General features: G+C 60.1%; 22 protein-coding genes and 2 tRNA genes. 15 read left to right on the plus strand and 9 right to left on the minus strand.

What is annotated here, in order from left to right:
* Positions 1-4: 4 nt before the first annotated feature.
* Entirely contained in the window at positions 5-1558 is a 1554-nt protein-coding gene (gene porX, locus ACTO3O_RS00710) for a T9SS response regulator signal transducer PorX (protein WP_297829313.1), read from the minus strand.
* A 48-nt stretch (positions 1559-1606) separates the two neighbouring features.
* On the opposite strand from porX, the gene ACTO3O_RS00715 reads away from it, so the two are divergent.
* On the plus strand, positions 1607-1807 hold the full coding sequence (locus ACTO3O_RS00715) for a hypothetical protein (RefSeq protein WP_482596257.1): 201 nt from the start codon (positions 1607-1609) through the stop codon (positions 1805-1807).
* Positions 1808-2636: 829 nt separating this feature from the next.
* Here ACTO3O_RS00715 and ACTO3O_RS00720 read toward each other — a convergent pair.
* Entirely contained in the window at positions 2637-3806 is a 1170-nt protein-coding gene (locus tag ACTO3O_RS00720; protein ID WP_297627966.1) for a sensor histidine kinase, read from the minus strand.
* Positions 3807-3831: 25 nt separating this feature from the next.
* The gene (gene rnhA, locus ACTO3O_RS00725) at positions 3832-4329 is read right to left on the minus strand and encodes a ribonuclease HI (RefSeq protein ID WP_294592530.1); all 498 of its coding nucleotides are present in this window, start codon (positions 4327-4329) and stop codon (positions 3832-3834) included.
* 140 nt (positions 4330-4469) lie between these two features.
* On the opposite strand from rnhA, the gene ACTO3O_RS00730 reads away from it, so the two are divergent.
* A complete protein-coding gene (locus tag ACTO3O_RS00730) occupies positions 4470-4976 on the plus strand; it encodes a 3'-5' exonuclease (protein WP_297829307.1) in 507 nt (168 codons plus the stop codon).
* Between the two features lie 25 nt (positions 4977-5001).
* On the opposite strand, the gene ACTO3O_RS00735 is transcribed toward ACTO3O_RS00730, so the two are convergent.
* From ACTO3O_RS00735 to ACTO3O_RS00755, 5 genes are all read right to left on the minus strand, one after another.
* A complete protein-coding gene (locus ACTO3O_RS00735; RefSeq protein ID WP_297829304.1) occupies positions 5002-5688 on the minus strand; it encodes a response regulator in 687 nt (228 codons plus the stop codon).
* 15 nt (positions 5689-5703) lie between these two features.
* Entirely contained in the window at positions 5704-7038 is a 1335-nt protein-coding gene (gene bioA, locus ACTO3O_RS00740) for an adenosylmethionine--8-amino-7-oxononanoate transaminase (RefSeq protein WP_297829301.1), read from the minus strand.
* Positions 7039-7060: 22 nt separating this feature from the next.
* Positions 7061-8659, minus strand: a complete 1599-nt coding sequence (locus tag ACTO3O_RS00745) for an aspartate:alanine exchanger family transporter (protein ID WP_294592521.1) — start codon at positions 8657-8659, stop codon at positions 7061-7063.
* Between the two features lie 336 nt (positions 8660-8995).
* Positions 8996-9193, minus strand: coding sequence for a hypothetical protein (locus ACTO3O_RS00750; protein WP_297829298.1), 198 nt, complete (start codon positions 9191-9193; stop codon positions 8996-8998).
* A gap of 17 nt (positions 9194-9210) precedes the next feature.
* The gene (locus ACTO3O_RS00755) at positions 9211-11199 is read right to left on the minus strand and encodes an LTA synthase family protein (RefSeq protein WP_297829296.1); all 1989 of its coding nucleotides are present in this window, start codon (positions 11197-11199) and stop codon (positions 9211-9213) included.
* Between the two features lie 1488 nt (positions 11200-12687).
* Here ACTO3O_RS00755 and ACTO3O_RS00760 point away from each other — a divergent pair.
* Entirely contained in the window at positions 12688-13824 is a 1137-nt protein-coding gene (locus tag ACTO3O_RS00760; protein ID WP_297829293.1) for an ABC transporter permease, read from the plus strand.
* Positions 13825-14466: 642 nt separating this feature from the next.
* Here ACTO3O_RS00760 and ACTO3O_RS00765 read toward each other — a convergent pair.
* Positions 14467-14616, minus strand: coding sequence for a hypothetical protein (locus tag ACTO3O_RS00765; protein WP_297627949.1), 150 nt, complete (start codon positions 14614-14616; stop codon positions 14467-14469).
* Positions 14617-14830: 214 nt separating this feature from the next.
* On the opposite strand from ACTO3O_RS00765, the gene ACTO3O_RS00770 reads away from it, so the two are divergent.
* The 12 genes from ACTO3O_RS00770 to ACTO3O_RS00825 all read left to right on the plus strand — a co-directional run bounded on the left by ACTO3O_RS00770 (position 14831) and on the right by ACTO3O_RS00825 (position 25785).
* Positions 14831-14902: transfer RNA gene (locus ACTO3O_RS00770), tRNA-Glu, on the plus strand.
* Positions 14903-14936: 34 nt separating this feature from the next.
* Positions 14937-15191, plus strand: a complete 255-nt coding sequence (gene rpsT, locus ACTO3O_RS00775) for a 30S ribosomal protein S20 (protein ID WP_294594838.1) — start codon at positions 14937-14939, stop codon at positions 15189-15191.
* 23 nt (positions 15192-15214) lie between these two features.
* Positions 15215-15296 (plus strand) — tRNA-Leu (locus ACTO3O_RS00780).
* 82 nt (positions 15297-15378) lie between these two features.
* The gene (locus tag ACTO3O_RS00785; RefSeq protein WP_297829289.1) at positions 15379-15822 is read left to right on the plus strand and encodes a nucleoside deaminase; all 444 of its coding nucleotides are present in this window, start codon (positions 15379-15381) and stop codon (positions 15820-15822) included.
* A gap of 132 nt (positions 15823-15954) precedes the next feature.
* Positions 15955-16911, plus strand: coding sequence for a tetratricopeptide repeat protein (locus ACTO3O_RS00790; RefSeq protein ID WP_297829286.1), 957 nt, complete (start codon positions 15955-15957; stop codon positions 16909-16911).
* 1812 nt (positions 16912-18723) lie between these two features.
* Positions 18724-20082 carry a TolC family protein gene (locus tag ACTO3O_RS00795; protein WP_297829283.1) on the plus strand — a complete coding sequence of 453 codons (1359 nt, stop codon included), beginning with the start codon at positions 18724-18726 and terminating at the stop codon, positions 20080-20082.
* A gap of 45 nt (positions 20083-20127) precedes the next feature.
* Complete coding sequence (locus tag ACTO3O_RS00800) at positions 20128-21375, plus strand: efflux RND transporter periplasmic adaptor subunit (protein ID WP_297829279.1); 1248 nt, start codon at positions 20128-20130, stop codon at positions 21373-21375.
* Positions 21376-21406: 31 nt separating this feature from the next.
* The gene (gene tsaB / locus ACTO3O_RS00805; protein ID WP_294592573.1) at positions 21407-22144 is read left to right on the plus strand and encodes a tRNA (adenosine(37)-N6)-threonylcarbamoyltransferase complex dimerization subunit type 1 TsaB; all 738 of its coding nucleotides are present in this window, start codon (positions 21407-21409) and stop codon (positions 22142-22144) included.
* 14 nt (positions 22145-22158) lie between these two features.
* The gene (locus tag ACTO3O_RS00810; RefSeq protein ID WP_297829276.1) at positions 22159-23121 is read left to right on the plus strand and encodes an ABC transporter ATP-binding protein; all 963 of its coding nucleotides are present in this window, start codon (positions 22159-22161) and stop codon (positions 23119-23121) included.
* A 4-nt stretch (positions 23122-23125) separates the two neighbouring features.
* On the plus strand, positions 23126-23854 hold the full coding sequence (locus ACTO3O_RS00815) for an ABC transporter ATP-binding protein (RefSeq protein WP_297829273.1): 729 nt from the start codon (positions 23126-23128) through the stop codon (positions 23852-23854).
* Positions 23851-24990, plus strand: a complete 1140-nt coding sequence (locus tag ACTO3O_RS00820) for an ABC transporter permease (RefSeq protein WP_297829270.1) — start codon at positions 23851-23853, stop codon at positions 24988-24990. Before ACTO3O_RS00815 ends, ACTO3O_RS00820 begins: the two co-directional genes overlap by 4 nt.
* A gap of 339 nt (positions 24991-25329) precedes the next feature.
* Positions 25330-25785, plus strand: a complete 456-nt coding sequence (locus ACTO3O_RS00825) for a 6-pyruvoyl trahydropterin synthase family protein (protein WP_294592581.1) — start codon at positions 25330-25332, stop codon at positions 25783-25785.
* Positions 25786-25794 lie beyond the last annotated feature (9 nt).

The raw sequence follows: 25794 nt of genomic DNA on the forward strand, positions 1-25794 counted from the left end.
ACGGCTATTTCGGGTTCAGAACGATGTAGGGCACCAGCATCTCTTCCATCGAAATCCCGCCGTGCTGGAAGGTGTTTTTGTAGTACCGCACGTGCTGGTTGAAGTTGTTCGGGTAGACCAGAAAGTCGTGGTCGTAGGCGAAAATATAGGTCGACGTGAGGTTCGATTTGGGCAGGTGGGCCTCCTCGGGTCGCGTAATGGCGAAGACCTGTTTGGCGTCGTAATTGAGGTTCCGGCCGCTCTTGTAACGCAGGTTCGGCGAGGTCTCGCGGTCGCCGATCACCTTCACCGGATTATCCACACGAATAGTCCCGTGGTCGGAGGTGATGACGATGGTGTGTCCGCGTTCGGAGAGTTGTTTCATGATTTCCCACAGGTCGGAGTGCTCGAACCACGACCGGGTGAGCGACCGGAAAGCAACCTCCTCTTCGGCCAGTTCGCGGATGATTTCGCTTTCGGTGCGGGCGTGGGAGAGGATGTCGAGGAAGTTGTAGACGACTACCGAGAGGTCTGCGGTCGAGAGCCGGTCGATGTTTTCGAGCAGTTTTTTCCCCTGTTCCGGCCGGACGAGTTTGTCGAAACTCATCCGGTACGGTTTGCCGAGCTGCTGGAGTTGCCGCCGGAGGAACTCCTCTTCGTAGCGGTTTTTGCCTCCCTCCTGGTTGTCGTTGAGCCAGAGGTCGGGCATCAGTTTCGAGATGGCGAGCGGGGTCAGCCCTGCGAATAGGGCGTTCCGGGCATATTGCGTCGCTGTGGGCAGGATGGCGCAGTAGAACTCTTCGTCGGCGATGTCGAAATAGTTGTGCAGCAGGGGGCGGATCATCAGCCACTGGTCGTACCGGAAGTTGTCGATCAGCAGGAAGGTGGTCTTTTTCGACTTGTCGACCACGGGGAAGAGTTTCTGGCGCAATAGGGTGTGCGACAACACGGGCCGTTCGGGGTCGTTGTCGTCGAACCAGCCGAGGTAGTTGTCGCGCACGAAGCGGGCGTAGAGGTCGTTGGCCTCTTTGAACTGGTAGGAGAGGATTTCGCGGACGCTGCTGTCGTTGGATTCCGAGAGTTCGATGTCCCACTGGACGAGGCGGCGGTAGATGTCGGTCCATTCGCCGAAGGTGCGGGCGCCGGACAGGGCGACGGAAATTTTGCCGAAGTCGGAACGGTAGTCGGCGGTGCTTTTTTCGGAAACGAGTTGCTGCTGGTGGACGTTTTTCTTGATCGACAGGAGCACTTGGTTCGGATTGACGGGCTTGATGAGGTAGTCGGCGATTTTTGAGCCGACGGCCTTGTCCATGATGTTCTCTTCTTCGGATTTGGTGACCATCACGACGGGGGTCGTGGGGGCGTGTTCCTTGATCCGGGGGAGGGTTTCGAGTCCGGTCATCCCGGGCATCATCTCGTCGAGGATGATGAGGTCGAAGGGTTTCTGCTGCACCATCTCGACGGCGTCGTAGCCGTTGTTGCTGGTTTCGACTTCGTATCCTTTGTTCTGCAAAAACAGGAGGTGGGGTTTCAGGAGCTCGATCTCGTCGTCCACCCACAGAATCCGTACGTTGGTCATATCTTTCTTTTTTGCAGGGTTTTGTTCTATTCGGTCGGGTTGTCGCCAGTGCGGTGTGTCGGATCCGCCCCGGGCAACCGCATCCACGATGCGGGAGGGGCGATCGGCGTGGGTAACTACGGCTACAGTTGGTCGTCTGCGGTAAGCGGCATTAATGGGCGGCTTTTGTGGTTTCAAACACAAGGGCTCTCACCCAATCCGGCGGACGGTCGTGCCTATGGTCTTCAGTTGCGTTGCCTCTCGGAATAAACGGTGCCGCTCGGCACTCGAAAGCTGGCTGGAACTACCCCAACAACCGGCAGCCGCTACCCTACTTTTTTAACCTAGGTGGGTCGGACGCCCGGGAGGAACGGCAACTCTCGGCGCGCAAGCGGCGTGTTGCGGGCCTCCCGTGGGGAGGCGTCCGGCCCGCGCGACTCTGCGAGTCGCAGGAGCAAAGCACCCATTCGCCGCTCCAATTCTGTCGGGTTCGGGCTGCGCGTCCGGGGGTGGGCCGAACGGCCCAGCGCGCAAGCCCGGCGGTTCTACGAACCGCAAAAGCACGGCCCATTCGTCCTCGGCGCGCCTCCCCCGCGCCGCTAATGCGTCGCTCTCGCCGAGGACGGAGATTCGGAAAACCACGCTACTCGCTCTCAGTTCAAGCGGACGAAGCCTGGGTTGCTTAGGGTAAAGAATGGCAACAGAAGACGCTGTGCGTCCCTCCCCGGGCGGAGGCTTCGGCCCGCGCGACTCTGCGAGTCGCAAGAGCATAGCCCAAAGCTCGCCCCAGTTCCCTGCCCCGTGTCAGCCTCACTGCGGCTCCGCTGTCGCTCCGCCGCGTTTCCGCGCGCCTTGCGCGATTCATCTATATTCGGCTACCGCCGAAATAGTTGAATCGCTCCTTTAGGCGGGGCGCGCGATCTAAGCACTGCCCCAGCTGGAACTGTTCTTTTTCTGAAGAAAAAGAACCAAAAAGACTTTCGACGGATGCTAACGCATCCTCCAGCTGCCGAGGGCACAAATCTCTGTCCGCGCCTTAATAATGACAGCCCGATTCATGGTGCGCGCCTGAGCGATTCACCGAAGGGATAATGACCGGTCATAGTTTGCGGATCATGATCCGCATCGTCGTGCCTTTGTCCGGCTCCGAATCTACTACAAAAATGCGGCCATGATGGTACTCCTCGATAATCCGCTTGCTCAGCGAGAGGCCCAGACCCCAACCACGCGTCTTGGTCGTGAAGCCCGGTCGGAAGATGCGTTTGAAATTCGCTTTCGGCATCCCTTTGCCCGTATCCCGGATGTCGATGCATATCCACCGGTCGTCCCGCACCGATAGCTGTACCGTGATCGAGCCCCTGCCCTGAAGCGCGTCGAGCGCGTTTTTCAACAGATTCTCGACCACCCAGCCGAAAAGCGCGTCGTTCGCCATCCCCTGGATCGGCTCAGCGGTGCACGGAGCGAAGTTGAGCGTCACGTTTTTCGGAATCCGGGTCTGAAAATAAGCCACCGCTGCCGCAACCAACTCGTAAATGTTGCGCGGCGCGAGATTCGTCGTTGCGCCGATCTTAGAAAAACGATCCACCACTTTGAGCAGCCGCGTCAGGTCTTTGTTCATCTCGTCCACGACGAACGGTTCCACGTTCTCCTGGCTCCGGAGGTACTCCAGCCAGCCGAGCAGCGAACTGGTCGGTGTTCCCAGCTGGTGAGCCGTCTCCTTGGCCATCCCGATCCAGACCCGGTTCTGCTCGCTGAGTTTCGACGAACGGAAAGCGATGAAAGCGAAGCCGATGAAAACCGCGAAAATGCTGAGCTGCACCCACGGAAAGTATTGCAGGGCCTTCAGGAGCGGCGATTCGTCGTAGAAGACGCGTATGATGGTGCCCTGTGCCGTCGGTATCTCGATCGGGTCGCGGCCGCCGGAACGCATGCTTTCGAGCTTGTCAGCCAATCGATCGGGGTCGGCCATCACGGCCGGGTCGATCAGCCTGTAGCGGAGTACCCGCAGGTGGTCGTCGCAGACGATGACCGGTATGTCTTCCGAAAAATTGATGATGCGGTTCAGAATCGCCGCCTGAGCCCTCGCGCCGTTGGAGGCGGCTTTGACGCTCTCGCCCACGGCGAACGACCAGAGGTGGATTTCGTGCCGCTCTTTGTCGCGCAGCTGCCCCACGAGGTAGTTCGAATAGACGAGCGAGGCGACGCCGATCGCGCATCCGAGCACGATGAAGAGCAGTTTGCCGCGATATCCGATGGTGAATCTGCGCATGGGGGCGGAGGGGATATGAGGAGGGTTATGCGGAAAAGGTCGTCTCGCCGAGAGCCGGCACCGAGGCTTCGGTCGTGTAGCCGACGTCTTCGAGCAGCGTCTCGCCGCGGGCCGCGGTGGTGGCGAGCAGGTCGCACCGCTCGTTTTCGATGTTGTCGGCGTGGCCTTTGATCCAGATGAACCGGACGTTGTGTCGTCCGAAAACGCGCAGGAAGCGGCGCCACAGGTCGGGATTTTTCTTTCCGGCGAACCCTTTGCGCATCCAGCTGTAAATCCACCCTTTCTGAACCGCGTCCACCACGTATTTGGAGTCGGAATAGACAGTCACGTCGAGTCCGTCGCGTTTCAGGGCTTCGAGGCCGGTGATGACGGCCAGGAGCTCCATGCGGTTGTTGGTGGTGAGCCGGTAACCGGCCGAGATTTCGCGCCGGTGGGGGCCGGACAGCAGTACGACGCCGTATCCTCCGGGGCCCGGATTGCCGAGCGAGGAGCCGTCGGTATATATCGTCACACGGTTGTTCATCTGTATTCGCAAAGATAAAATTTTTTCGGACGCAGCGGCACACCCCGGTTGCCGGAGGATTTTTGTACGGGGAGCCGGGACTCTTCACTATCTTTGTCGGGAGAGAAATGTGCCGGGAGAGAAACCGGAACGATGACCGGATGAAAGATTTCGCCGCCATAGACTTCGAGACCGCCAACGGCCGCCCGTCGAGCATCTGCTCGGTCGGATTGGTCGTCGTGCGCGGCGGCGAGATCGTCGAACGGCTGCACCGGCTGATCCGGCCCACGCCGAACTACTATTATCGCTTCTTCACCGAGCAGATACACGGCATTTGCGCGGAGGACACGGACGATGCGCCGCTCTTTCCGGAGGTCTGGAATACGGAGGTCGCGCCGCTGGTCGACGGGCTGCCGCTGGTGGCTCACAACGCCGCTTTCGATGAGCGGGCGTTGCGGGCGGCTTACGAGGCTTATGAGATGGATTATCCGGCGGAATACCGGTTCTACTGCACGTTGCGGGCTGCGCGGAGGCTGTTCCCGAAGGCGGAGATCGGGAATCACTGTTTGCCGACGGTTTGTGCGTGGCTGGGGATTCCGTTCGAAGATCACCACCAGGCGCTGGCCGATGCCGAGGGGTGTGCCCGGATTGCGATGCGGATTCTGTAACGTTCGACCGAACGGAGGTGTCCGGTCAAATTTCGACCAGCCCGTTCTTGATGGCGTAGACGACCAGGTTCGCTGTGTTTTTGCAGTTGGTTTTTTCGAGAATGTTGGCCCGGTGCTTGTCCACCGTCCGTTTCGAGATGAAGAGCGTGTCGGCGATCTCGTAGTTGGTCATCCCTTTGCAGATCAGCAGCAGAATCTCCTTCTCCCGCGCCGAGAGGGCGGCTTCGTCGGTCGTCTCCTCCGCCTTCGGCAGCTCTTCGGCTTCGGTCTCCGACGAGGAGCGCAGATTGCTCACCAAGTTGAACAGCAGCTCCTGCGAAAAGTACGACCCGCCCTCCAGCACCGCTTCGATCGCAGCGTAGACCTCCGTAATATCCGAATTCTTGAGCAGAAACCCTTTGACCCCCTGCGAAACCATCTTGAAGTAGTAGTCCTCCTCGCCGTACATCGAGAGGGTGATGATCCGCAGCTCGGGCCAGCGCCTCAGCGCTTCGGCCGCCGCCTCGATGCCGTTCATGTCGGGCATCGCGATGTCGAGCAGCACGACGTCCGGCAGCCGTTCCGCCTGTTCCAGCCATCCGAGCATCTCGCGCCCGGTGGCCGCCTCGCCCACCACGCGGAACCGCGGATGGGAATTGAGCAGCAGTTTCAACCCGTTGCGGAACAGGGCGTGGTCATCTACCTGCAAAACGGTATATTTTTCCTCTTTCATGACGCGAATCCCTCGTTATCGGCATGCCGCTTCGGCCCGCACCACCCGCACCAGGGCACGGCATAAAGCGCGTAAGTCCGCCTCGTCGATCACGTAAGGCGGCATGGTGTAGATCAGCCGGCCGAAGGGCCGGATCCAAATTCCTTCCTGTACGAACGCGGCCTGAATACGGGCCATCTCGACCGGTCGGGCCATCTCGACCACGCCGATCGCCCCCAGCACCCGCACATCCCGCACCGCTCCCGCCGGTATCAGTTCCCGCAGCGGCGCCAGCTCTTCGGCCAATATCGCCTCGATCCCTCCGATGCGCTCCGGCAGGTTCATCTCCGCGAGCATCGCCAGCGATTCGTTGGCTACGGCACAGGCCAGCGGGTTCCCCATAAAGGTCGGCCCGTGCATGAACGGCCCGTCGATTCCCCGCGCCACCCGCGCCGTCGCCACGACGGCCGCCATCGTCATGTATCCCCCGGTGAGCGCCTTTCCGACGCAGAGAATGTCCGGCACGACTCCCGCCCACTCGCAGGCGAACAGGCGTCCGGAGCGTCCGAATCCGGTGGCGATCTCGTCCGCCACCAGCAATACGCCGTACTCCCGACACAATTGCGCCACGCCGCGCAGGTATTCCGGATGGTAGAACCACATGCCGCCGGCCCCCTGCACCACCGGCTCCAGGATAAAACCCGCGAGCCGGTCGCCCAGCTGTTCGAATGCTTCGCGCACCGGTTGCAACGCCTCCGGATTCCATGCTTCGTGAAAGGCGACAGGGGGCCGCGGAACGAAGTGCTGTACGGCCAGCCGCCCCTGCCACAAGGCGTGCATCCCGCCCTCCGGGTCACAGACGCTCATCGCGTGCCACGTGTCGCCGTGATAGCCTCCGCGGATGGTGATGAACTCCCGTTTCTGAAGGTGTCCCTGCGCCTGTTGCCATTGCAGGGCCATCTTCATGGCCACCTCGACGGCCACCGATCCCGAGTCGGCGAAAAAGACGAATTCCGGGTTTTGCGGGTCGTCGTCGCTCAGTTTCGAGCCCGGAACCATCGCCAACAGCTTCTGTCCCAGCTCCACCGCCGGTCGATGAGTCAGGCCGCCGAACATCACGTGGGACATCTCCGCCAGCTGCCGCTCGACGGCGGCGTTCAGCCGCGGGTGGTTGTAGCCGTGCACGGCGCACCACCACGACGACATGCCGTCGATGAGCCGCCGTCCGTCCTCTAACTCGATCCGCACCCCCTCGCAGCGCCGGACGCCGTAGACGGGCAACGGCGCGACGGCCGAGGTGTAAGGGTGCCACAGGTGTTCCCGATCCCACCGGATCGGGTCGTGCGTGTCGGACGGATGAGGGTTCATCATAGCGGGAATTTCTGAAAAAGGACTATCCGCCGACGATCATCGAGACGATCTGGATGCAGATGATGAGCAGCACCATGGCCACCGGATAGACCGTGGCGTAAGCCACGCTGACCGCGCTGCTGTCGGACATGGAGTCGGCCGCCGCCAGCCCCGGGGTGCTGGTCATCCCGCCGGTTAGTGTTCCCAGCAGGTCTAAGATATTGATCCGGAAGAAGTAGCGGGCTACGGTCACGGTCACGATCATGGGCAGCAGGGTGATGAAAAAGCCGCCGATGAAGAGCGACCATCCGCTCGTCCGGAACGTGTCAACGAGTCCGACGCCGGCCGAGGTGCCGACGTTGGCGAGGAACAGGAGCAGTCCCAACTGCCGCAAAAGCTGGTTGGCCGGGCCGGACATCGTCCACAGCACCGGCCCTGTCTTCCCGATGGCGCTGAGTACGAGCGCGGTGAGCAGTACGCCGCCGGTCAGGCCGAACGAGAAGGTGAAGCTGGTTGAAAACGAGAGGGAGATCTTGCCGACGATCACTCCTAATGCAATCCCGAGGGCGATCGGCAGGAAGTCGGTGTCCGAGACGCGTTTCCCTTCGTTGCCGATGAAGCTCAAGACCTCTTCCATGCTGTCTTTCCGTCCCACGAGGGTGAGTTTGTCGCCGAATTTCAAGGCGAGCGACGGTTCGGGCGAGAGGTCGATGCCGGCGCGCCGGATGCGGGTCACGATGCAGCCGAAGTTCTGTTGCAGATTGAGGCTCCCGAGGGTGCGGTTGACGATCGACCGGGCGGTGACCAGTCCGGTCTGCAATTCGACGTTCTTGCCGAACGGGAGTTCGCCTTCGATCCGTTCGCCGACGAATTCCGCGGTTTTGTCGTGCGACACCGGTGTCCCGACCACTTTGATCAGGTCGCCCTCCTGAAGAACGGTCGCTGCGTGGGGCAGGATGGACTCTTCGCCGCGCACGATGCGCGAGATCACGGCGCCGGTGTGCAGCCGCAGCTGGATGTCCTGCAACCGCCGTCCGACGATCAGCGGATTGGTCACGCGGTAGGCCCGGGCCACGATGTCGGGGTTGAGTTCGCGGCGGTCGGCTTCGAGGGCGCGTTCCTCTTGTCGGACGTCGATTTTCAGGATCCGCGGCAGGAGTTTGACGAAGAGAATCACGCCGATCACGCCGAACGGATAGGCGATCCCGTAGGAGATGGCGGCGTTGTCGCCGGCCATCTCCCGGGCGGTGGCGAGTCCCGGGGTGCTGGTCAGCGCGCCGGCCAGCAGCCCTGCGGTGTCGGCAGCGTTCAGCCCGCAGATGTACGTTACGGCGAGGGTGGTGAGGGTGGCGGTCAGAATAAGCAGTGCGGCGAGTCCGGCGAGGCTCTTTCCTTTGCTCTTGAAGGTGCTGAAGAATCCGGGGCCGGCCTGTATCCCGATGGCGAAGATGAAGAGGGTCATCCCGAAGTTTCCGAGTTCGGCGGGCACGACGACGCCGAAGTGGCCGAAGAGCAGGGCGACGAAGATAACGGCCGAGACGTCCAGGGTGATCCCTTTGATGTCGATGCGCCCGACGATGAAGCCGAGGGCGATGATGACGAAGAGGACGAAAATAGGAGAGCTGAGTAACGAATGGGCCATGCGGAATGGGTATTTTGCGACAAAGATAGGGATTTTAGCGGGATGGCCCGGGTTGGAGGAGTAGGTTTTGATTATGGCTGTCCATTGCCCGCCGCGGGCACGCGGGGCCTGCCCGGCCTGATGGCCGTACCCTCCTGTAGGACAGGCGCGCGAACCAAGCACGGGACGAAGATTTTGGTTGAATCGGGTGCGGGTCGAAGCCAGCGTGGCCGGAAACGAGCTTTGCGAAGTTGCAGGCCTACGCCTGGGGTGGCTCCGGCCCGGGCGGTTCTACGAACCGCAGGATTCAACTTAAAATAGGGTAGAGGCTGGCATTAAAAGACGCCGTGCGTCCGTTTATTCCGAGAGGCAACGCAACTGAAAACCGTAGACGCGGAGGTCTGTGTAGCTAGTATTGAGCCACGCTACGTTGAAACTCAAACTCAGGCCGCTAGTACTGGTGGTACTGACCGCAGACGACCAACTGTAACCATACTTGCTGACGCCGAGCAGCGCACCTGTATCCCGATGGCGGTAGCCCGGGGCGGGTAGCACTCCGGGCTCTCTTACTGTCAGCGAACGACGAAGTCGCTCCGTTCCAGATGCTCGTAATAAGTCTGTAGAAAACCCTTCAGCCGATCCAGCTGAGCCGAATCCGGACGGACGCCCTCCCGGATCAGGTCGCGCTCCTCCGACGGATCGTTCAGCAGGTCGAACAGGTGAATCACCTCGTGCTCGTCGAAAAACATCGCCGCCGAGTCCGTGATCCATTGAAAGGTTCCGTCGACGTGGTTGATCGCAAACGCATCGCGGGCCGTCCGGGCCGAATCGGCCCGAATCTCGAACATGTCCTGTCCGTAGGCGAAGAACGGTTTGTCGTACCCCGTCAGCCCCAGCAGCGTCGGCATCAGGTCGATCTGCTGCGCGATGTGGCGGTCGTCGCCCCGCAGCGAGCCGTCCGGCGTGTAAAGGAAGAAGATGATGTGCGAGTCGCCGGTCGGCGTCTTCGTGAGCGGGTCGTAAACCTCGCTCGATATGTGGTCGGCCGTGAAGACGAAGAGCGTGTTCTCGAACCACGGCTGTCGGCGGGCGTATTCGAAGAAGCCGCGCAGCGAATGGTCGGTATAGGCCACCGGCTGCTGTACCTTGGTGTGCCCTTTCGGCAGAATCTCTTCGTATCCCGCCGGAACGACGAACGGATGGTGGGACGAGAGGGTGAAGACCGTGGCAAAGAAAGGTTTCGGCACGCTGTCCAACTCGCGCGCCATGTAGCGCAGGAACGGGCCGTCCCAGATTCCCCAATAGCCGTCGTCGTCTTCCGTCCCGACCGTGGCTTCGTAGTTCTCGCGGGTGCGGGTGTTGCGCACTCCCGACAGCATGGCATAGGCCACGAATCCCATCGATTTGTACTCCGAACCGTTGAAAAACCAGGTCGAGTAGCCCTCATCGCCCAAGTGACGGGCCAGTCCGTGGGTTTCGCCCAACGAGTAAGGGGTGATGACGAACGGGGTTTTGAACGAGGGAATGGAGCTCAGGATCGACGGCAGAGCGTCGATCGATTTGCGTCCGTTGGCGTGGGCGCGGCGGAAGAGGTAGCCCTCCTGCATCAGCGAGTCGAGGAACGGGGTGTAGCTCTCGCCTTCGCGGTACAGGTGCGGGTTCAGGTAGGCGGAGTGCTCGTAACTGAAGCTCTCGAGGATGAAGATGACGATGTTCTTTCCGCGCTGGCTGCCGAACCGGTCGTGGCGCAGGCTGTCGGCCGCCGGATAGTGGTAGGGCGAGAAGCGGGCGGCGAGTTCGGTCGAGTCGGAGAAGTACTTGACGTAGGAGAGCTTCCGGTTGGTGATGGTGCGGAGGATACAGAACGGGTTGGTGAGCACGGCCGAGGCTTTGGCCGGTGACCGGGCGAACTGGGCGGCGTGGCTCATGGCGATGGGGCGGATGCCGTGTCCCAGTCCGCCGCGCATGCCGCCGACGAGCAGTACCACCGAACCGAGCGCGAGTACGGTGTTGACGACCACAAAGAGCCACAAGGGCCGCAACCGCCGCGGTGCGGGCCGGACGAGGCGATAGAGCCGGATCATCCCCCATACCAGCGCGATGCCGATCAGGAGCAGGTACCAGTTTTCGCCGAGGGCTTTCCAGAGGATATGGCCGGTGTTGTCGTTGCCGGTGAAGTGGAATTCATCGACGGTGAACCGTTTCTTGGCGTAGTGGAAGTAGACGGTGTCGGCGAGGTTGAGCAGGACGACGATCGATCCGACGCCGATCCACAGCCCGAAGAGCATCCGCTGGTAGCCTTTCCCGCTCCGTCCCGGTACGGGCAGCAGGGACAGGAAGACGAAAAGGCAGTAGACGTAGCAGAGGCAGGCGGTGTCGAAGAGCAGTCCGCCTCGCAGCAGGGCGGGGATTTCGCCCCAGGTAAGCGGGCCGAGGGTGTCGGTGTTGAAGAGGTAGAAGATTGCCCGGAGCATGAAGAGCAGGAGGTAGACGATTCCCAGCCGCCAGAGGAGTACGGTGAGGGTGTTGTGCAGCCAGGGGCGGAGTCGTTCGTTTATCATGGGTCGTGCTTTTTTGGAAGAAAAGCATGAGGGACGACTGCCTGCACTTGAGGGACTAAGAGAAACCCGGCCGCGGACAGAAGCCCTCATGCCGTATTGTGTGTATGGATACAATACAGGCGAGTGGCTCTCTGTTCCCGCGGCCGTTGAAGTCTCTTAGTTTTCAAGTGCGGAACCTGAGGCTGCTATTTTTTCGATGGTATGTGGTGTCTGGTGTTGGGGGTAACGCTGTGGGGCGTTACGACTTCAGTCTGTGTTTGTCGTTTGGTTTGACAAAGATACTTTTTTTCGGGATTTGGGGGAAACGTGCCGTTCGGCATGGGGAAAGGGAGGGCGAGGCTGCCGCATTGGTTAGGGTCGCCGGCAGCTTTAGGATGCGTCAGCATCCGTCTAAAGTTTTTTCGGTTCCTTTTGTTCACAAAAGGAACAGTTCTGTCCGGCACAGAGCTCGACGCGCGCCACGCCTAAAGAGGGAAATCGTTCAAAGCGACTTGCGCTTTGGACAAGATTTCCCTAGGCGCGCGGCCAGAGAACAGGGGTAGAGGAGGCCAGTGGAAATGCGTAAGCATTTCCCGTCCACGGGACGTGGGGCCCGCGCGGCCTGAGCGCAGTACCCTCTTGTTGGCCAGACGCGCGCCCCGCCTAAAGAGGGAAATCGTCAAAATGCGCTGGCGCGTTTTGACAAGATTTCCCCAAGGCGCGCGAAAGAGCGGCGGAGCGGAAGCGGAGCCGCAGTGAGGCTGACACGGGGTAGTGCTTTGGGCTGTGCTCTTGGCTGTACTTTGGGCTGCGAGCGAATAGCTAAGTCCCCGTGGTAACGGTCGGCCCGCAGCCCCCGGATGCGGAGGGCCGAAATACTCCGCTCTCGCTCCGTCTTCGTTCTCCGCTGGCTGCGGCCGAGGATGAACCCGACAGAAAAAGGCAGTGCATTTGCGGCCCAGCGGCTCGCGCGGGCCGAAGCTTCCGACCGCGGAGGCCCGCAACTGACGTTGCTTTGGGCCCCGCAGGCTTCAACCCGCTAAGGCAATTGCATTTTCGCAAGCTCGGTTGCGCCCCGAGGACGAACCTCGCAGAATGGAAGCGGTGAATGGGGAAAGTGCTTTTGAGGGTCGGAGCCAGCGTGGCCGGAAACGAGCCCCGCGATGTTGCAGGCCTACGCCTGGGGTGGCTTCGGCCCGCGCGATTCTTCGAATCGCAAGCATTCCCCGTTTATTCCGAGAGGCAACGTAACTGAAGACCGTAGGCCCGAAAATTCGCACGGCCGGGATTAAGATATTGCGTGCTGAAATGCGAGTACACCCCAGTATTGCCGCTCGCGGCGGAAGACCAGCTGAACCCGTCGCTACCGATGCCGATTGAGTTGCCCGAACGCACATCGTGATAGCCCGGGGCGGTCGACCTTTCGGAACCCGGCAGGAGCGCGCGTTTCAGAAAAGTATGCTATTTTTGTACGGAAGCCGGTGGGCGAATTTAAAACCGGACAGACCGATGTATAAGTTTCTGATCCTGCTGAAAAAAGAGTTTTTGCAGATATTCCGCGATAAATTTATCTGGCGGTCAGTTCTGTTGTTGCCCGTGGTACAGCTGCTGGTTTTACCGTTGGCGGCAGACAACGAGATCCGGGACTTCCGAATGGCCGCGATCGATCGTGACAATACGCAGTTCAGCCGGTTGATGCTGGCCGACTTGCAGGCCGGCGGTTATTTCACCCTGTCGGCATCGGCGGCGGCATGGGCCGAAGCGGTGCGGATGATCGAACGCGGCGAGGTGGATATGATCTTTGAGATTCCGACCGATTTCGAACGGAATATCGTGTTGGGACGCGGTGCGGAATTGGCGGTGCATATCTCGGCGATCAATGGGTTGAGCGCAGGGGTGGCGGCGGGATATGTCAATACGATCGTCAGCGATTTCGAACGTCGGCTGGCAGCGGAACGGTTGATTCCGGAACGCTCCGAGGGGCGGAATGAGGCGGGAGCTGCGCAAATCGGAGTCTCGGTGCAGGAGTGGTATAATTCGAAGTTCGATTATAAAACGGTGATCGTGCCGGGGATTCTGGCTTTGTTGGTGACGGTCGTCGGCATGTCGATGATGGCGCTCAATGCGGTGAAGGAGAAGGAGCGTGGCACGATCGAACAACTCAATGTCACGCCGATGAGCCGGACGCAGTATGCGCTGGCCAAAACGGTGCCGTTTTTTATTATCGGGTTGGTGCAGTTTACCATCGGATTGGTGCTGGCTCGGTTGGTTTACGGCATCTCGGTGGCGGGAAACTTCGGGGTTTTGTATGGTATTATCGCGCTCTATTTGGTCGGGTTGCTCTTCTTGGGGTTTGTGGTGTCGAACGTGTCGCAAACGCAGGTGCAGTCGATTTTTCTGAGTTTTTTCCTGATGACGGTGCTGATCCTGATGAGCGGTTTGTTCACGCCGGTGGAAAGCATGCCGGAGTGGGCGCAGCGGGCGGATCAGTTGAATCCGGTGGCGCATATTATTTCGGCGATTAAGATGGTTCTGGTGAAAGGGAGTCCGGCGGCGGCTCTGAAGAGTCATTGGGTGATGTTGGGGATATTCGCCGGGGTGATGGGCGTTGCGGCTGTAACCACCTTCCGGAAGTTCAGCCGGTGAAATGCTTGGTGGCTGGCTTTGGATCAGTTACAGCTGGTGTGCGGACAGAGATTAGTGCCGTCGGTAGCTTGAGGATGCGTCAGCGTCCGTCTAAAGTTTTTTCGGTTCTTTTTGTTCACAAAAAGAACAGTACCCGCCGGGGCAGTGACCAGACGCGCGCCGCCGCCTAAAGGAGCGATTCAGTGATTTCGGCGACAGCCGAATATAGATGAATCGCGCAAGGCGCGCGAAAACGCGGCGGAGCGAAAGCGGAGCCGCAGTGAGGTGGACACGGGGCGGAGAACTGGGGCGGTGAATTGGATTGAATTGTTGGCCGCAATTTGATCCGAGTTTCTGCGACCCTTTAGGATCGCGCAGTTCGCCGCCACCCCACGCGGCGGACTGCAACTCGTCGGGGCTCGTTGCACTCTCCGCTGGCGGCGAACTTAGGCTAAGAACGGATAGCGCGCCGAGGACGAACTTCGCAGAATGGGGGTGATAAATCGGCTGAGCTTTTGCGACCCCAAGGGGCGCGCGGGCCGAAGCCTCCGGCAGCGGAGGCCCGCAACTGACGTTGCTGTGGGCCCCGCAGGCTTCGGCCGTCAAAGTCACACAAAATAGGGTAGAGGCGGCCACCTTTCGAGTGCCGAGCGGCACCCCCGTTTATTCCGAGAGGCAACGCAACTGAAAACCGAGGCCGCGACTGCCCGAGAGGCTCGGAAGAAACCACGTCACCCCGAAATCTAAGGCGATTCCACTGGTGCTGTTGATTGATGATGTGTAGCTGTAGCCCGAGTTGCCGACGAGCCACAACTCGCCTAATAATCCATTCCGGCCCCCGTCGCGGAAGCCCGGGGTCGGCTTTTCAGGTCGTCAAGTCGTGTACGACCACAGAGCCAAACGAGATCTCATGCTCTAAACATCAAAAAATTTGGCGGAATCGAAAAAAGCATTTACCTTTGCAATCCGCAATCGGCCTTATGCAGACCTCATAATGTCTCATATCGGTCGCTTGGCGCAGGCCTGAGGCCCTTTCGTCTATCGGTTAGGACACAAGATTTTCATTCTTGGAAGAGGGGTTCGATTCCCCTAGGGGCTACGACGAAATAAAAACATAGCGATTTTTAAACATAATGGCAAATCACAAGTCATCTCAGAAACGGATTCGGCAGACCGAAACGCGGCGGTTGCATAATCGTTACTACCACAAGACCGCGCGGAACGCGGTGAAAGCGTTGCGGAATACGACCGACAAAGCTGCTGCTGAGGCGCTGTTGCCGAAAGTGGTGGCGATGCTCGATAAATTGGCGAAACGGAACATTATCCATGCCAATAAAGCGGCTAATTTGAAGAGCGCGCTTCAGCTGAAAGTGAACGCATTGGCGTAGTTTTCGGCGCGCTTCTCTACGATGCCCGGATGGCGGAATTGGTAGACGCGTTGGTCTCAAACACCAATGGAGCGATCCGTGCCGGTTCGATCCCGGCTCCGGGTACGGAATCCCTTGTCAATCGAATGATTGGCAAGGGATTTCTGCTATGATATAGGTTCTCTTTGCAAAACTTTACGAACCTTCGATGAATCACGAACCCTATATGCGGATGGCCTTGGCAGAGGCCCGCGAAGCCTTGCGCAGGGAGGAGGTGCCGATCGGGGCAGTGGTCGTTGCTCGCGACCGCGTCATCGCCCGGGCGCACAACCTGACCGAAACGCTGAACGACGTCACCGCCCATGCCGAGATGCAAGCCCTGACGGCTGCGGCAGCTGCGTTAGGGGGGAAATATCTGGATCGTTGCACCCTCTATGTGACAGTCGAACCTTGTCCCATGTGTGCCGCAGCGCTGCGTTGGGCCCAGCTCGGGGCGCTCGTCTACGGCGCGGCCGATCCGAAGCGGGGCTATACGACCGTTTCCGAGACCTTATTGCATCCGAAAACCGAGGTGACGACGGATATTTTGGACGACGAATGCGCCGGGTTAATGACCGATTTTTTCGCACGGTTGCGGGCTCGAAACCTTTGATCCGCTTTGCGGCATGGAGCGGAAAATGGTTTCTGCATTTTGAAAATTCCGAAAAAATCGCTAAACTTGTCCTTGTCGCGCTCTTCGCGGGCGACGTTCGAGACGACATATTAACCTAAACATACCGTAAAAATGAAACGAATCAAAATGTGGAGCGCCGTGCTCGTGGCTGCGGCGATGATCGGCAGCGCGGCGGCGCAGAGTGTCGAAGAGGTGGGACTCAAGATGAAAGAGGCGGGCGAATTGTTGAATAACAAACAGCTCGTTCAGGCGATTCCGGTGCTCGAAGAGGTGATCCGGATGGGGCAAGAGGTGGGGGCCGATGCGGCGGATATTGTGGCTGAGGCGCAAAAGGTGCTGCCGGCTTGTTATCAGCAGAAGGGGAGCAACCTCTACAAAGCGAAGGATATGGAAGGGGCGATCGCTGCTTTTTCCAAAGCGGCGGATCTGGCCGAATTGCAAGGTAATGTGATGATGAGCCGGCAGTTGGGACGTGCGATTTCACAGCTCTATATGGCGCAGGGGATCGCCAGCTTCAATACGAAGGATTATACCAAAGCGCTCGAAAGTTTCCAGAAAGGGGTGGCGCAGGATCCGAGTAACATCCAGTTGGCTTATTATACGGCCAAATCGTATGCCGAGCTGGGCAAGTTGGAGGAGGCGGTAGCGCTCTACCGGCAGGTGATTGCGGCGGGGGCCGAGAACAGCAAATTCGCGGAGCAGGCTAAAGGGGCTCAGGCGGATTTGAACAACTACCTGTTGGTGGCGGCTTCGGAAGCGGCCAAAGCGGGTGATATCGAGAAGGTGCAGGCTTATGCGGCGATGATTCCGGAGAATGCCGATGCCGGTCTGTTGCTGATCCAAACGGCCAATAACCTCAAGAAATACGACATCGTGGTGGCGAACGGCGCGGAAGCTTATGCGGCTCAGCAGGATGAGGCTCAGAAAGCGAATATCGCCTATTTGTTGGGGGTTGCTTACCAGAATCGAGGGAATAACGCCAAGGCGATCGAATGGCTGAAGAAGGTGACTGCCGGGGGGAATGTGGCGGCAGCCAAAGCTTTGGCGAGCGAATTGGCGGCGCAGTAGGGATAACGGCTTGCAGCCGAATTATTGTGGGGCGATATTCCGGATGGAATATCGCCCTTTGTTTTTGTTGCGGTTCGGGGTAGCTCCGCAGCGCGAAAAAAAGATTGGGCCGGGGCGTGGCGCGCGAACAATAGGTTGGGCCGAGGCTGGTAGTGGAAATGCGTGAGCATTTCCCGTCCACGGGACGTGGGGCCTGCGCGGCCCGAGCGCAGTCTCCTCCCTTAGGGCAGACGCGCGCCACGCCTTAGAAGGGAAATCGTCAAAATACGCTTGCGCGTTTTGGCAAGATTTTCAAAGTGCGCGAAGAGAGAACGGAACAAAGAGTTGGTCTGAGATTGCCGCCGCAAAACGCAGTATTTCCCGTCCACGGGACGTGGGGCCCGCGCGGCCCGAGCGCAGTTTCCTCAAACTAAAACGCGCGCCCCGCCTAAAGAAGCGATTCAACTCTTTCGGCGACAAGCCGAAAGAGAATGAATCGCCCAGGCGCGCGAAAAAGTTCGATTCCGCGCAAAGCTCTGTCGCCCGCCCGCTTAAGATGGCATATTCTGCCGGTTGGCGCTTGGCCAATCCGGCAAGAATTGCCGCGGGCGACGGGACTAGGAGTAGCCCCGGCCATCTTTCAAGTGCCGAGCGGCAGCGGCGGAGCGATAGCGGAGCCGCAGTGAGGCGGACACGGGGCGGAGAACTGGGTTCTGCTTTGGGCTTTGCTTGTTCTTCGGGCGCGAAAACCGAAAACGGTTTTCGCGCCGCGCTGGGCTGAGTTTTGGGCTGGAATTTGGGCGGTGAGTTGGGCCGTGCTCTTGGTTATGTTTTGGGCCGCGAGCGAATAGCTAAGTCCCCGTGTCAACGGTCGGCCCGCAGCCCTCGGATGCGGAGGGCCGAAATACTCCGCTTGCGCTCCGTCTTCGTTCTCCGCTGGCTGCGGCCGAAAACAAACTCCGCAGAATGGGGCGTGCTTTTGCGGTTCTTCGAACCGCTGGGCCTGCGTGCTGGGCCGTTCGGCCCACCCGGGGAGCGCGCTGCCCGAACCTGACAGAATTGGGGCAGTGCTGGTGCCGGAATTGTTGCGACCTTTAGGTCGCCGGCTCTGTCGCCCAGGCGCGGAGCGCCTCGGGGGAGTGGGCGACAGGCCGAACTTAACAGAATGGGACGGCGAACAAAGCACTGCTTCTGCGGCTCTTTGAGCCGCGCAGTCCGCCGCCCCGGCAGGCGGAGGGCTGCAATTCGTCGGAGCTCGTTGCGCCCCCGCTGGCGGCGAACTACTAAGACTGAGAACGGATCCCACAGAAAGGGGCAGTGAATGGGGAGAGTGCTTTTGAGGGTCGAAGCTTGCGGGGCCTAAAGCAACGTGAGTTGCGGGCCTCCGCTGCGGGAGGCTCCGTTCTTCGAACCGCAGGAATCAGTTCAAAACGCAAACAGGGGTAAAGCTGGCCGGTTGTTTGGGGTAGAGGTTGTCAGTTTTTAGGCCGAGGCGGCCAGGAAAACACCCTGTGGGTGCGAGAGGCACCGCAACTGAAGACCGTGGCCACGGTAGTGCGCGTTGCTGGTGTAGAGGTATGCCACGCCGAAATTCAAGTCCTGGCCACGATAGAGGTCGCCCGAATCGTAAGATGTGGACGACCAGCTGTACCCGTAGTCGCCGATGTGCCTTGCTATGCCTTCCCAGCCCGTGCGTCCATAGTCGCGGTAGCCCGGGGTGCGCTGCTCGGAGCGGATTTTCCGTCGAAATCCGCTTTTTGTACCGCAGGAACGATAAAAATGCCTATCTTGCGTAATTATAATCGTTATCGGAAGATGAAAATTCGTTGCCGAATGGTTGTGGCAGTTGCCGGAGCGATGCTCGGGGCGATGCCCGTGTTCGGCGGAGAAACGTGGGATATTGCCCAGTGTATCCGCCATGCCGTGGAGCACAACCTCCAGGTGAGACAGGGATGGAATCTCGTCGAGGGAGCCCGCGTCGATCACCTGCAAACCAAACTCAACTACCTGCCCAACCTGAACGCCGGGATCGGGTACAACGCCTCGTTCGGCCGGTCGCTCGACCCGACTACCTATAACTACGTCTCGGGGCAGACCGTGCAGAACGCCAGCGGGAGTTTGTCGTTGAGCACCAATCTGTTCGCCGGAATGCAAAAATTGCACAACCTGCGGCGCGCGGAATTCAGTCTGGCCGCTTCGGTGCAGGAGGTCGAACGGATCAAGGACGAAATTACGATCGCCGTGGCGGCGGCTTATCTGCAAGTGCTCTATAACAGAGAGCAGGTCGCCGTTTCGGAGAACCGCGTGGCCATCCTCGAACGGCAGATTGAACGGACGACCCAATTGGTCGAGGCCGGTTCCCTGCCGATCGGCAATCGGCTGGAGCTCGAGGCGCAGCTGGCGGCCGAGCAGTATAATCTCGTGAACTATCGGAACCAGCGGGTCAACTCCGTGCTGACCTTGACCCAGCTGTTGGAGCTGCGTGACGTGCCCGATTTCGAAGTAGCGGTGCCCGACAGCGCCGTGTTGGCGGCTGAGATGGACGGCCAACAACTGCGCGAAGTCGGCGAAATTTACGGCATGGCCTTGAAGCTGCCGCGCATCGAAGTCGTCAAATGGCAGCGGAAAATGGCCGAACAGGATGTGGCGTTGGCTCGGGCACGGTACTATCCCTCGCTGAGCTTCGGCGCCAGCTACGGAAGCAGCTGGTCGGACGCCCGTCTCAAACCGCAACTGGGGGCAGACGGGACGCCGTACTATACGAAATATCCCTTTTTCGAACAGTTGGACGACAACGCCTCGTCGGCGTTGCAGTTCAGCCTGTCAGTGCCGATCTTCGGCGGGCTGAACGTGCGGAACAACGTGCGGAAAGCGAAAATCGGGCTGCGGAACGCCGATTTGGCCGTCAAACAGGCCGAGAATCAGCTCTACAAAGAGATTCAACAGGCCTGGAGCGATGCCAGAGGGGCGTGGGAACGCTACCGCTCGGCGGAGAGCAGCGTGACTTCGAACGCCGAGGCGTTCAGAAATACGGAACAGAAATTCGATGCCGGGGCGGCGACGGCGGTGGACTACAACGTGGCCCAGAATAATCTGGCGGAGGCCCAGTCCTTGATGTTGCAGGCCCGGTACGACTATATTTTCAAAATGAAGATTCTGGATTTCTACCGCGGCGTCGAGATAACCCTGTAACGACGGCGGAGCACAGAGCGAAAACGATAAAACGAAACAGACGATATGGCGAAGAAAAACAAACGCAAACGGAGACTGATTATTTGGGGCGGATTGTTGTTGGTGCTCGTCTTCTGGATAGTCGGCAAACAGAGCGGATGGTGGGGCCGTCCGCTGCCCGAGGCGGTGACCGTCGAGCGGCCGGAGGTGCGGACGATCGTCGAGTTGATCTCGGCCAACGGCCGCGTGCAGCCGGTGACCGAAGTCAAAATTTCGCCCGACGTATCGGGTGAAATCGTGGAACTGAACGTCGAGGAGGGACAGCGGATCGAAAAAGGGAGGCTCTTACTGAAGATCAAGCCGGACACCTATCAGTCGATGCAGGAGCGGGCCGAAGCTACGCTCAACTCTTCGAAGGCACAATTAGAGCAGATTCGGGCCCAACTGGCGCTGGCCGAACAGACCTATGAACGACAGCGGCAGCTGTTCGCCCAAAAGGCGATTTCGGAAGCCGACTTCCAGAACGCCGAAGCGCAGTATCGCGCCCTTCAGGCGCAGGTGAGGACGGCGGAGTTCAACATCCGGAGTGCCGAGGCTTCGCTCAAGGAGGCGGCTGAGAATCTGTATAAGACCACGATTTTTGCGCCGAGCGGCGGGACGGTCTCCAAGCTGAACGTCGAGCTCGGCGAGCGGGTCGTGGGGACGGCGACGATGGCCGGGACGGAGATGCTCCGGATCGCCGACCTGTCGCAGATGGAGGTGCGTGCCGATGTGAACGAAAACGACATCGTGCGAGTCGAATTGGGCGATACGGCGGTGGTCGAGGTGGATGCCTATCTGGGGCGGCAGTTCCGCGGGATCGTGACCCGGATTGCCAACACGGCTACGGGAACGGCGGCTTCGGGACAGGCCACCAATTTCGAGGTGCGGATTTATATCCTTCCGGAGTCGTATGCCGATCTGGTGCCGGAGGGTGGCGGATCGCCGTTCCGGCCGGGGATGTCCGCTTCGGTGGATATCCGGACGGAGACACGGCGGGCGTTGTCGGTGCCGATCCAGGCGGTCACCTCGCGCGCTCAGGCGGGAGGCGGAGAGGTGCTGTTCCTTTATGAGACAGACAGCTCGAGTGTGCGGATGAAGCCGGTGAAGACGGGCATTCAGGATCGCCAGTTCATCGAAGTGGAGGCCGAGGGGCTGGATACGACGGTCTGGGTGGTGAGCGCGCCTTTCCTGGCCATCTCTAAAAAACTGAACGACGGGATGACGGTGCGGACGACCGCTTCGCTGGCGGCGGACGCGGTGGCGGATAAGTAGTTCGGAATCTGATTGAAAGATATATAGTTATATGGCACTGATTCTATCCATCGAGACCGGGACAGAGGTCTGTTCGGTGGCCTTGGCCAAGGACGGCGAGATGATCTCGTTGCGCGAGAGCAGCGGCGAGGGGCGGGCGCATGCCAACAATCTGGCCTTGTACATCGAAGAGGTGCTCCGCGGGAACGATATGGACGCCGACGAGCTGGATGCCGTAGCCGTAGGCGGTGGGCCGGGCTCGTATACCGGGCTCCGGATCGGCGTTTCGACGGCTAAGGGGATCTGTTATGCGCTGGGGCGGCCGCTGATTGCCGTGGACTCGTTGCAGGCCTTGGCCTCAATTGCGATGGAGGAGTCCCGCGCGGGGATCGTGCGGATCGAACGGCCCGAGACGGCGGTGCTCGCTCCGATGATCGACGCCCGGCGGATGGAGGTCTATACCCGATTGTTCGATACCGGGTTGCGGCCGCTGGGCGAGACGGGGGCGCATATCCTGACCGAAGAGAGCTTTGCCGACATTCTCGCGGCGGGGCGCGAACTGCTGGTGTTCGGGAACGGGGCGCAGAAGTGTGCCGAGCTGTTGCCCGCGGCGACTTTCGTGCGGATCGCGTCGTCGGCCCGCGGGCTGGTGGCACTGGCCGAGGAGGCTTATCGAGCCGGCGATTTCGCCGATGTGGCTTATTATGAGCCTTATTACCTGAAAGATTTTGTGGTGACCAAGAGTCGGCGGGATCCGTTGGCCCGACCGGCGGCGAAATCGGAGAAATAGGCTTTACCTGTACCATGATCGAGGCACGCGACATATCGAAAACTTGGGGCGACGGGACGGTCGCCCTGGAAGAGGTGTCGCTGCGGGTCGAACGGGGGACGATCCACGGCCTGATCGGCGCCGACGGAGCGGGGAAGAGCACGCTGTTCGACATTTTGGTAACCCTCGTGCGACCGGACGAGGGCGAGGCGACGGTGGGGGGATACGACATCCGGTCGGAGTGGCGGGCGGTGCGGCGGACGGTGGGATACATGCCGTCGAACTTCTCCTTGTACGGCGACCTCTCGGTGCGCGAGAACCTGAACTTTTTCGCCCGCATCTACGGACGGTCGGCCGGTGACATCGAAAGTCTGATGGGCGACATCTGGCGGCAGCTGGAACCCTTCGCGGGGCGTCCGGCCGCACAGCTGTCGGGAGGGATGAAGCAGAAACTGGCGCTCTGCTGCGCCATGGTGCACGACCCGGAGGTGCTGATGCTCGACGAACCGACGACCGGAGTCGATCCTGTGTCGCGGCGCGAGTTCTGGGAGGCGCTGCGCACGCTGGCGGAGGAGGGGCGGAAGACGATTCTGGTCTCGACTTCGTACATGGACGAGGCGGCGCGGTGCGACCGGATCACGTTGCTGCACGAGGGCATTGTGCTCGACGAACTGGCGCCGGGGGAGGTGGCTGCACACTATCGCGGAACGCTTTACGAAATCGCCGGGGGAGATCGGGCGCTGAATGCGCGGCTGTTGCAATTGCTGCGCGGCTGGTCGCTGTCGGGCGGCTGTTACTCGTTCGGAGACCGAATCCACCTGAACGTGCCGTTGCCGGGGCTGCGGAGCGAGACGGTGGCGAGCTATCTGCGGGCTCAGGGGATCGAGGCGGAGCGGGTTTCGATAAGGGTGATCGTGCCGACGGTCGAAGACCTTTTTATCCGGCTCACGTCCCTTTCGGAGAGCGACGGGGAGGAAGAGGCGGAGGAGGCATGGTAAACACATGGAGCAAAGAACCATCATAGCGGAAAATCTGACGCGCCGTTTCGGCGACTTCACGGCGGTGGAAGACCTCTCGTTCGCCGTCGCGCGGGGCGAAGTGTTCGGTTTTCTGGGAGCTAATGGAGCGGGGAAGACGACGGCCATTCGGATGCTGTGCGGGCTGTTGCAGCCCACGTCGGGACGAGCCGTTGTGGCAGGATATGACGCCGTGCGGGAACCGGAGCGGGTGAAACGGCGGATCGGATACATGAGCCAACGCTTCTCGCTCTATGACGATCTGACGGTGGGCGAGAACCTGCAACTGTTCGGCGCGATCTACGGCCTCGGGCGGCGGGTGCTGCGGGCCAGAATGGACGAACTGTGTGCGGGGCTCGGAATGGAGGAGCTGCGGAGCCTGCCGGTGCGCGGTTTGCCGCCGGGGTGGAAGCAGAAGACGGCGCTGGCGGCAGCGATGCTCCACCGGCCCGAGGTGCTCTTTCTGGACGAACCGACGGGCGGCGTGGATCCGTTGGAACGGCGACGGTTCTGGGAACTGATCCTCGATGCGGCGGGCGAGGGGACGACGGTGCTGGTGACGACGCACTATCTGGACGAGGCGCTCTATTGTGACCGGACGCTCATTATGGCGGACGGCGAGATGAAGGCGCTGGATCGTCCTGCGGTGTTGATGCGGGAGCACGGGGCGACGGATATGGATGATTTGTTTGAAAAATTGACCCGACGGCGATGACGAACGGCGTTTTCTGGAGTTTCGTGGCCAAAGAGTGGCGTCACATCCTGCGCGAGCGCAGGACGCTGGTCATGTTGTTCGTCATTCCGCTGGCGTTGGTGCTGCTTTTCGGGTATGTCATCTCGACCGACATCGACCATACGCCGGTGGCGGTGCTGGATGGGTCGCAGGGCGATCCGCTGGCCCGGAGGCTGGTCGATAAATTGCAGGCAGCGGGTCGGTTTCGGGTGGTGGCCAAGGTGCGGAGCGACGGGGAGATCGACGAGGTGTTCCGGCGGGGAGTAGTGAAAATGGTGGTGGTGATTCCGCCGGGTTTCGGCTCGGATGCGCGGCGGTACGGAGGGACGACGGTGCAGCTGGTGACGGATGCGTCGGATGTGAACATGGCGACGACGGTGATCGGCTATGCGACGGCGATCGTCGCGGATTTGAATGCGGAGCTCAACGCGGCGGCGGTGGCTGCGGGTGGTGCTGAGGCGGGGTTTGCTGTTCGGACGAACGTGCGGATGATGTACAATCCGGAGCTGAAGTCGGCCTATATGTTCGTGCCGGGGGTCATTGCGCTGATCGTGATGATCGTGGCGGCGATGATGACGTCGGTGACGCTGGCGCGCGAGAAGGAGACGGGAACGCTCCGGATGCTGACGGTGTCGCCGCTGCGAGGCCGGACGATCGTGCTGGGGAAAGTGGTGCCTTATTTTCTGCTGACGGCGATCAATACGGGGATGATTATGTGTCTGGGGATTTGGGTGTTCGACATGCCGTGCTACGGAAGCGGATGGGGGGTGGCGTTGTTGTGCGGTCTGTTCATTCTGGCGGCGATCGGACTGGGGGTGCTGATCTCGTCGCTGGTGAAGACGCAGCAGTCGGCGCTCACGGGCTCGTTGCTGGGGCTTTTCCTGCCGACGGTGTTGCTGTCGGGCTTCATCTTTCCGATCGCCAACATGCCGCTGGTGTTGCAATGGGTCTGTCGGTGTGTGCCGGCGACGTGGTTTATCGAGGGGGTCAAGGGGCTGATGCTCAAGGGACAACCGGTGGCGGATATGGTCTTGCCGCTGGGGATATTGGGGGGAATGGCGGTGTTATTAGTGGGGGTGGCTCTCAGGCTTTTTATCCGTTCGGAACGACCGCAGTGATTTTAACCGTTCATTTATCTGTCTTTGTCCAGGAGGGTACTGTTCTCTTTGTTCACAAAGAGAACCAGAAAAACTTTAGAGGATGCTTACGCATCCTCAAGCTGCCGGCGGCCCAGATCTCGGACTCTACTTTGGGTCGGGAGTTGTAGCGCGCTAATGCGAGCTAAACCTTATTGCGCGCTTACAACCCCGACCCAAAAGCAATCGCAGAGACTGAGGACTGCGGAGCCTAAGGAGTAGCGTAGCTAACTAAAAGTCTTTTGGGTACCTTTTCTTCAGAAAAGGTACGGTTCCCTGCGGGTAGACACGGTAAACCGAACGGGTTATCAATAGCAAAATATGACGACGATACGATTGACACGGGAATTTTCGTTCGAGATGGCCCACGCCCTCGAAGGTTATGACGGATTGTGCCGACACCTGCACGGTCACTCCTATAAACTCTTCGTCACCGTGTCCGGGACACCCTGCGACGACCCTCAGAATCCGAAATACGGCATGGTGATGGACTTCGGCGACCTGAAACGCATCGTCAACCGGCTCGTCGTCGAGCCTTACGACCACGCCCTCGTGCTGCGACAGACCCCCGAGAACCTGCGGTTGCTCGAACAAGTGCGGGAGAAGTGGGAGCGCGTCTATCTGGTCGATTACCAGCCCACCTGCGAACAGATGCTCATCCGGTTCGCCGGTCAGATCGCCGCAGAGCTGCCCCGCGGTGTGCAGCTCGCCGAGCTGAGACTCTACGAAACCGAAAAATCGCATGCCACCTGGCGGGCAGAGGATAATTCCCGATAAACCGTAAAC

This window comes from Rikenella sp., assembly GCF_056799795.1.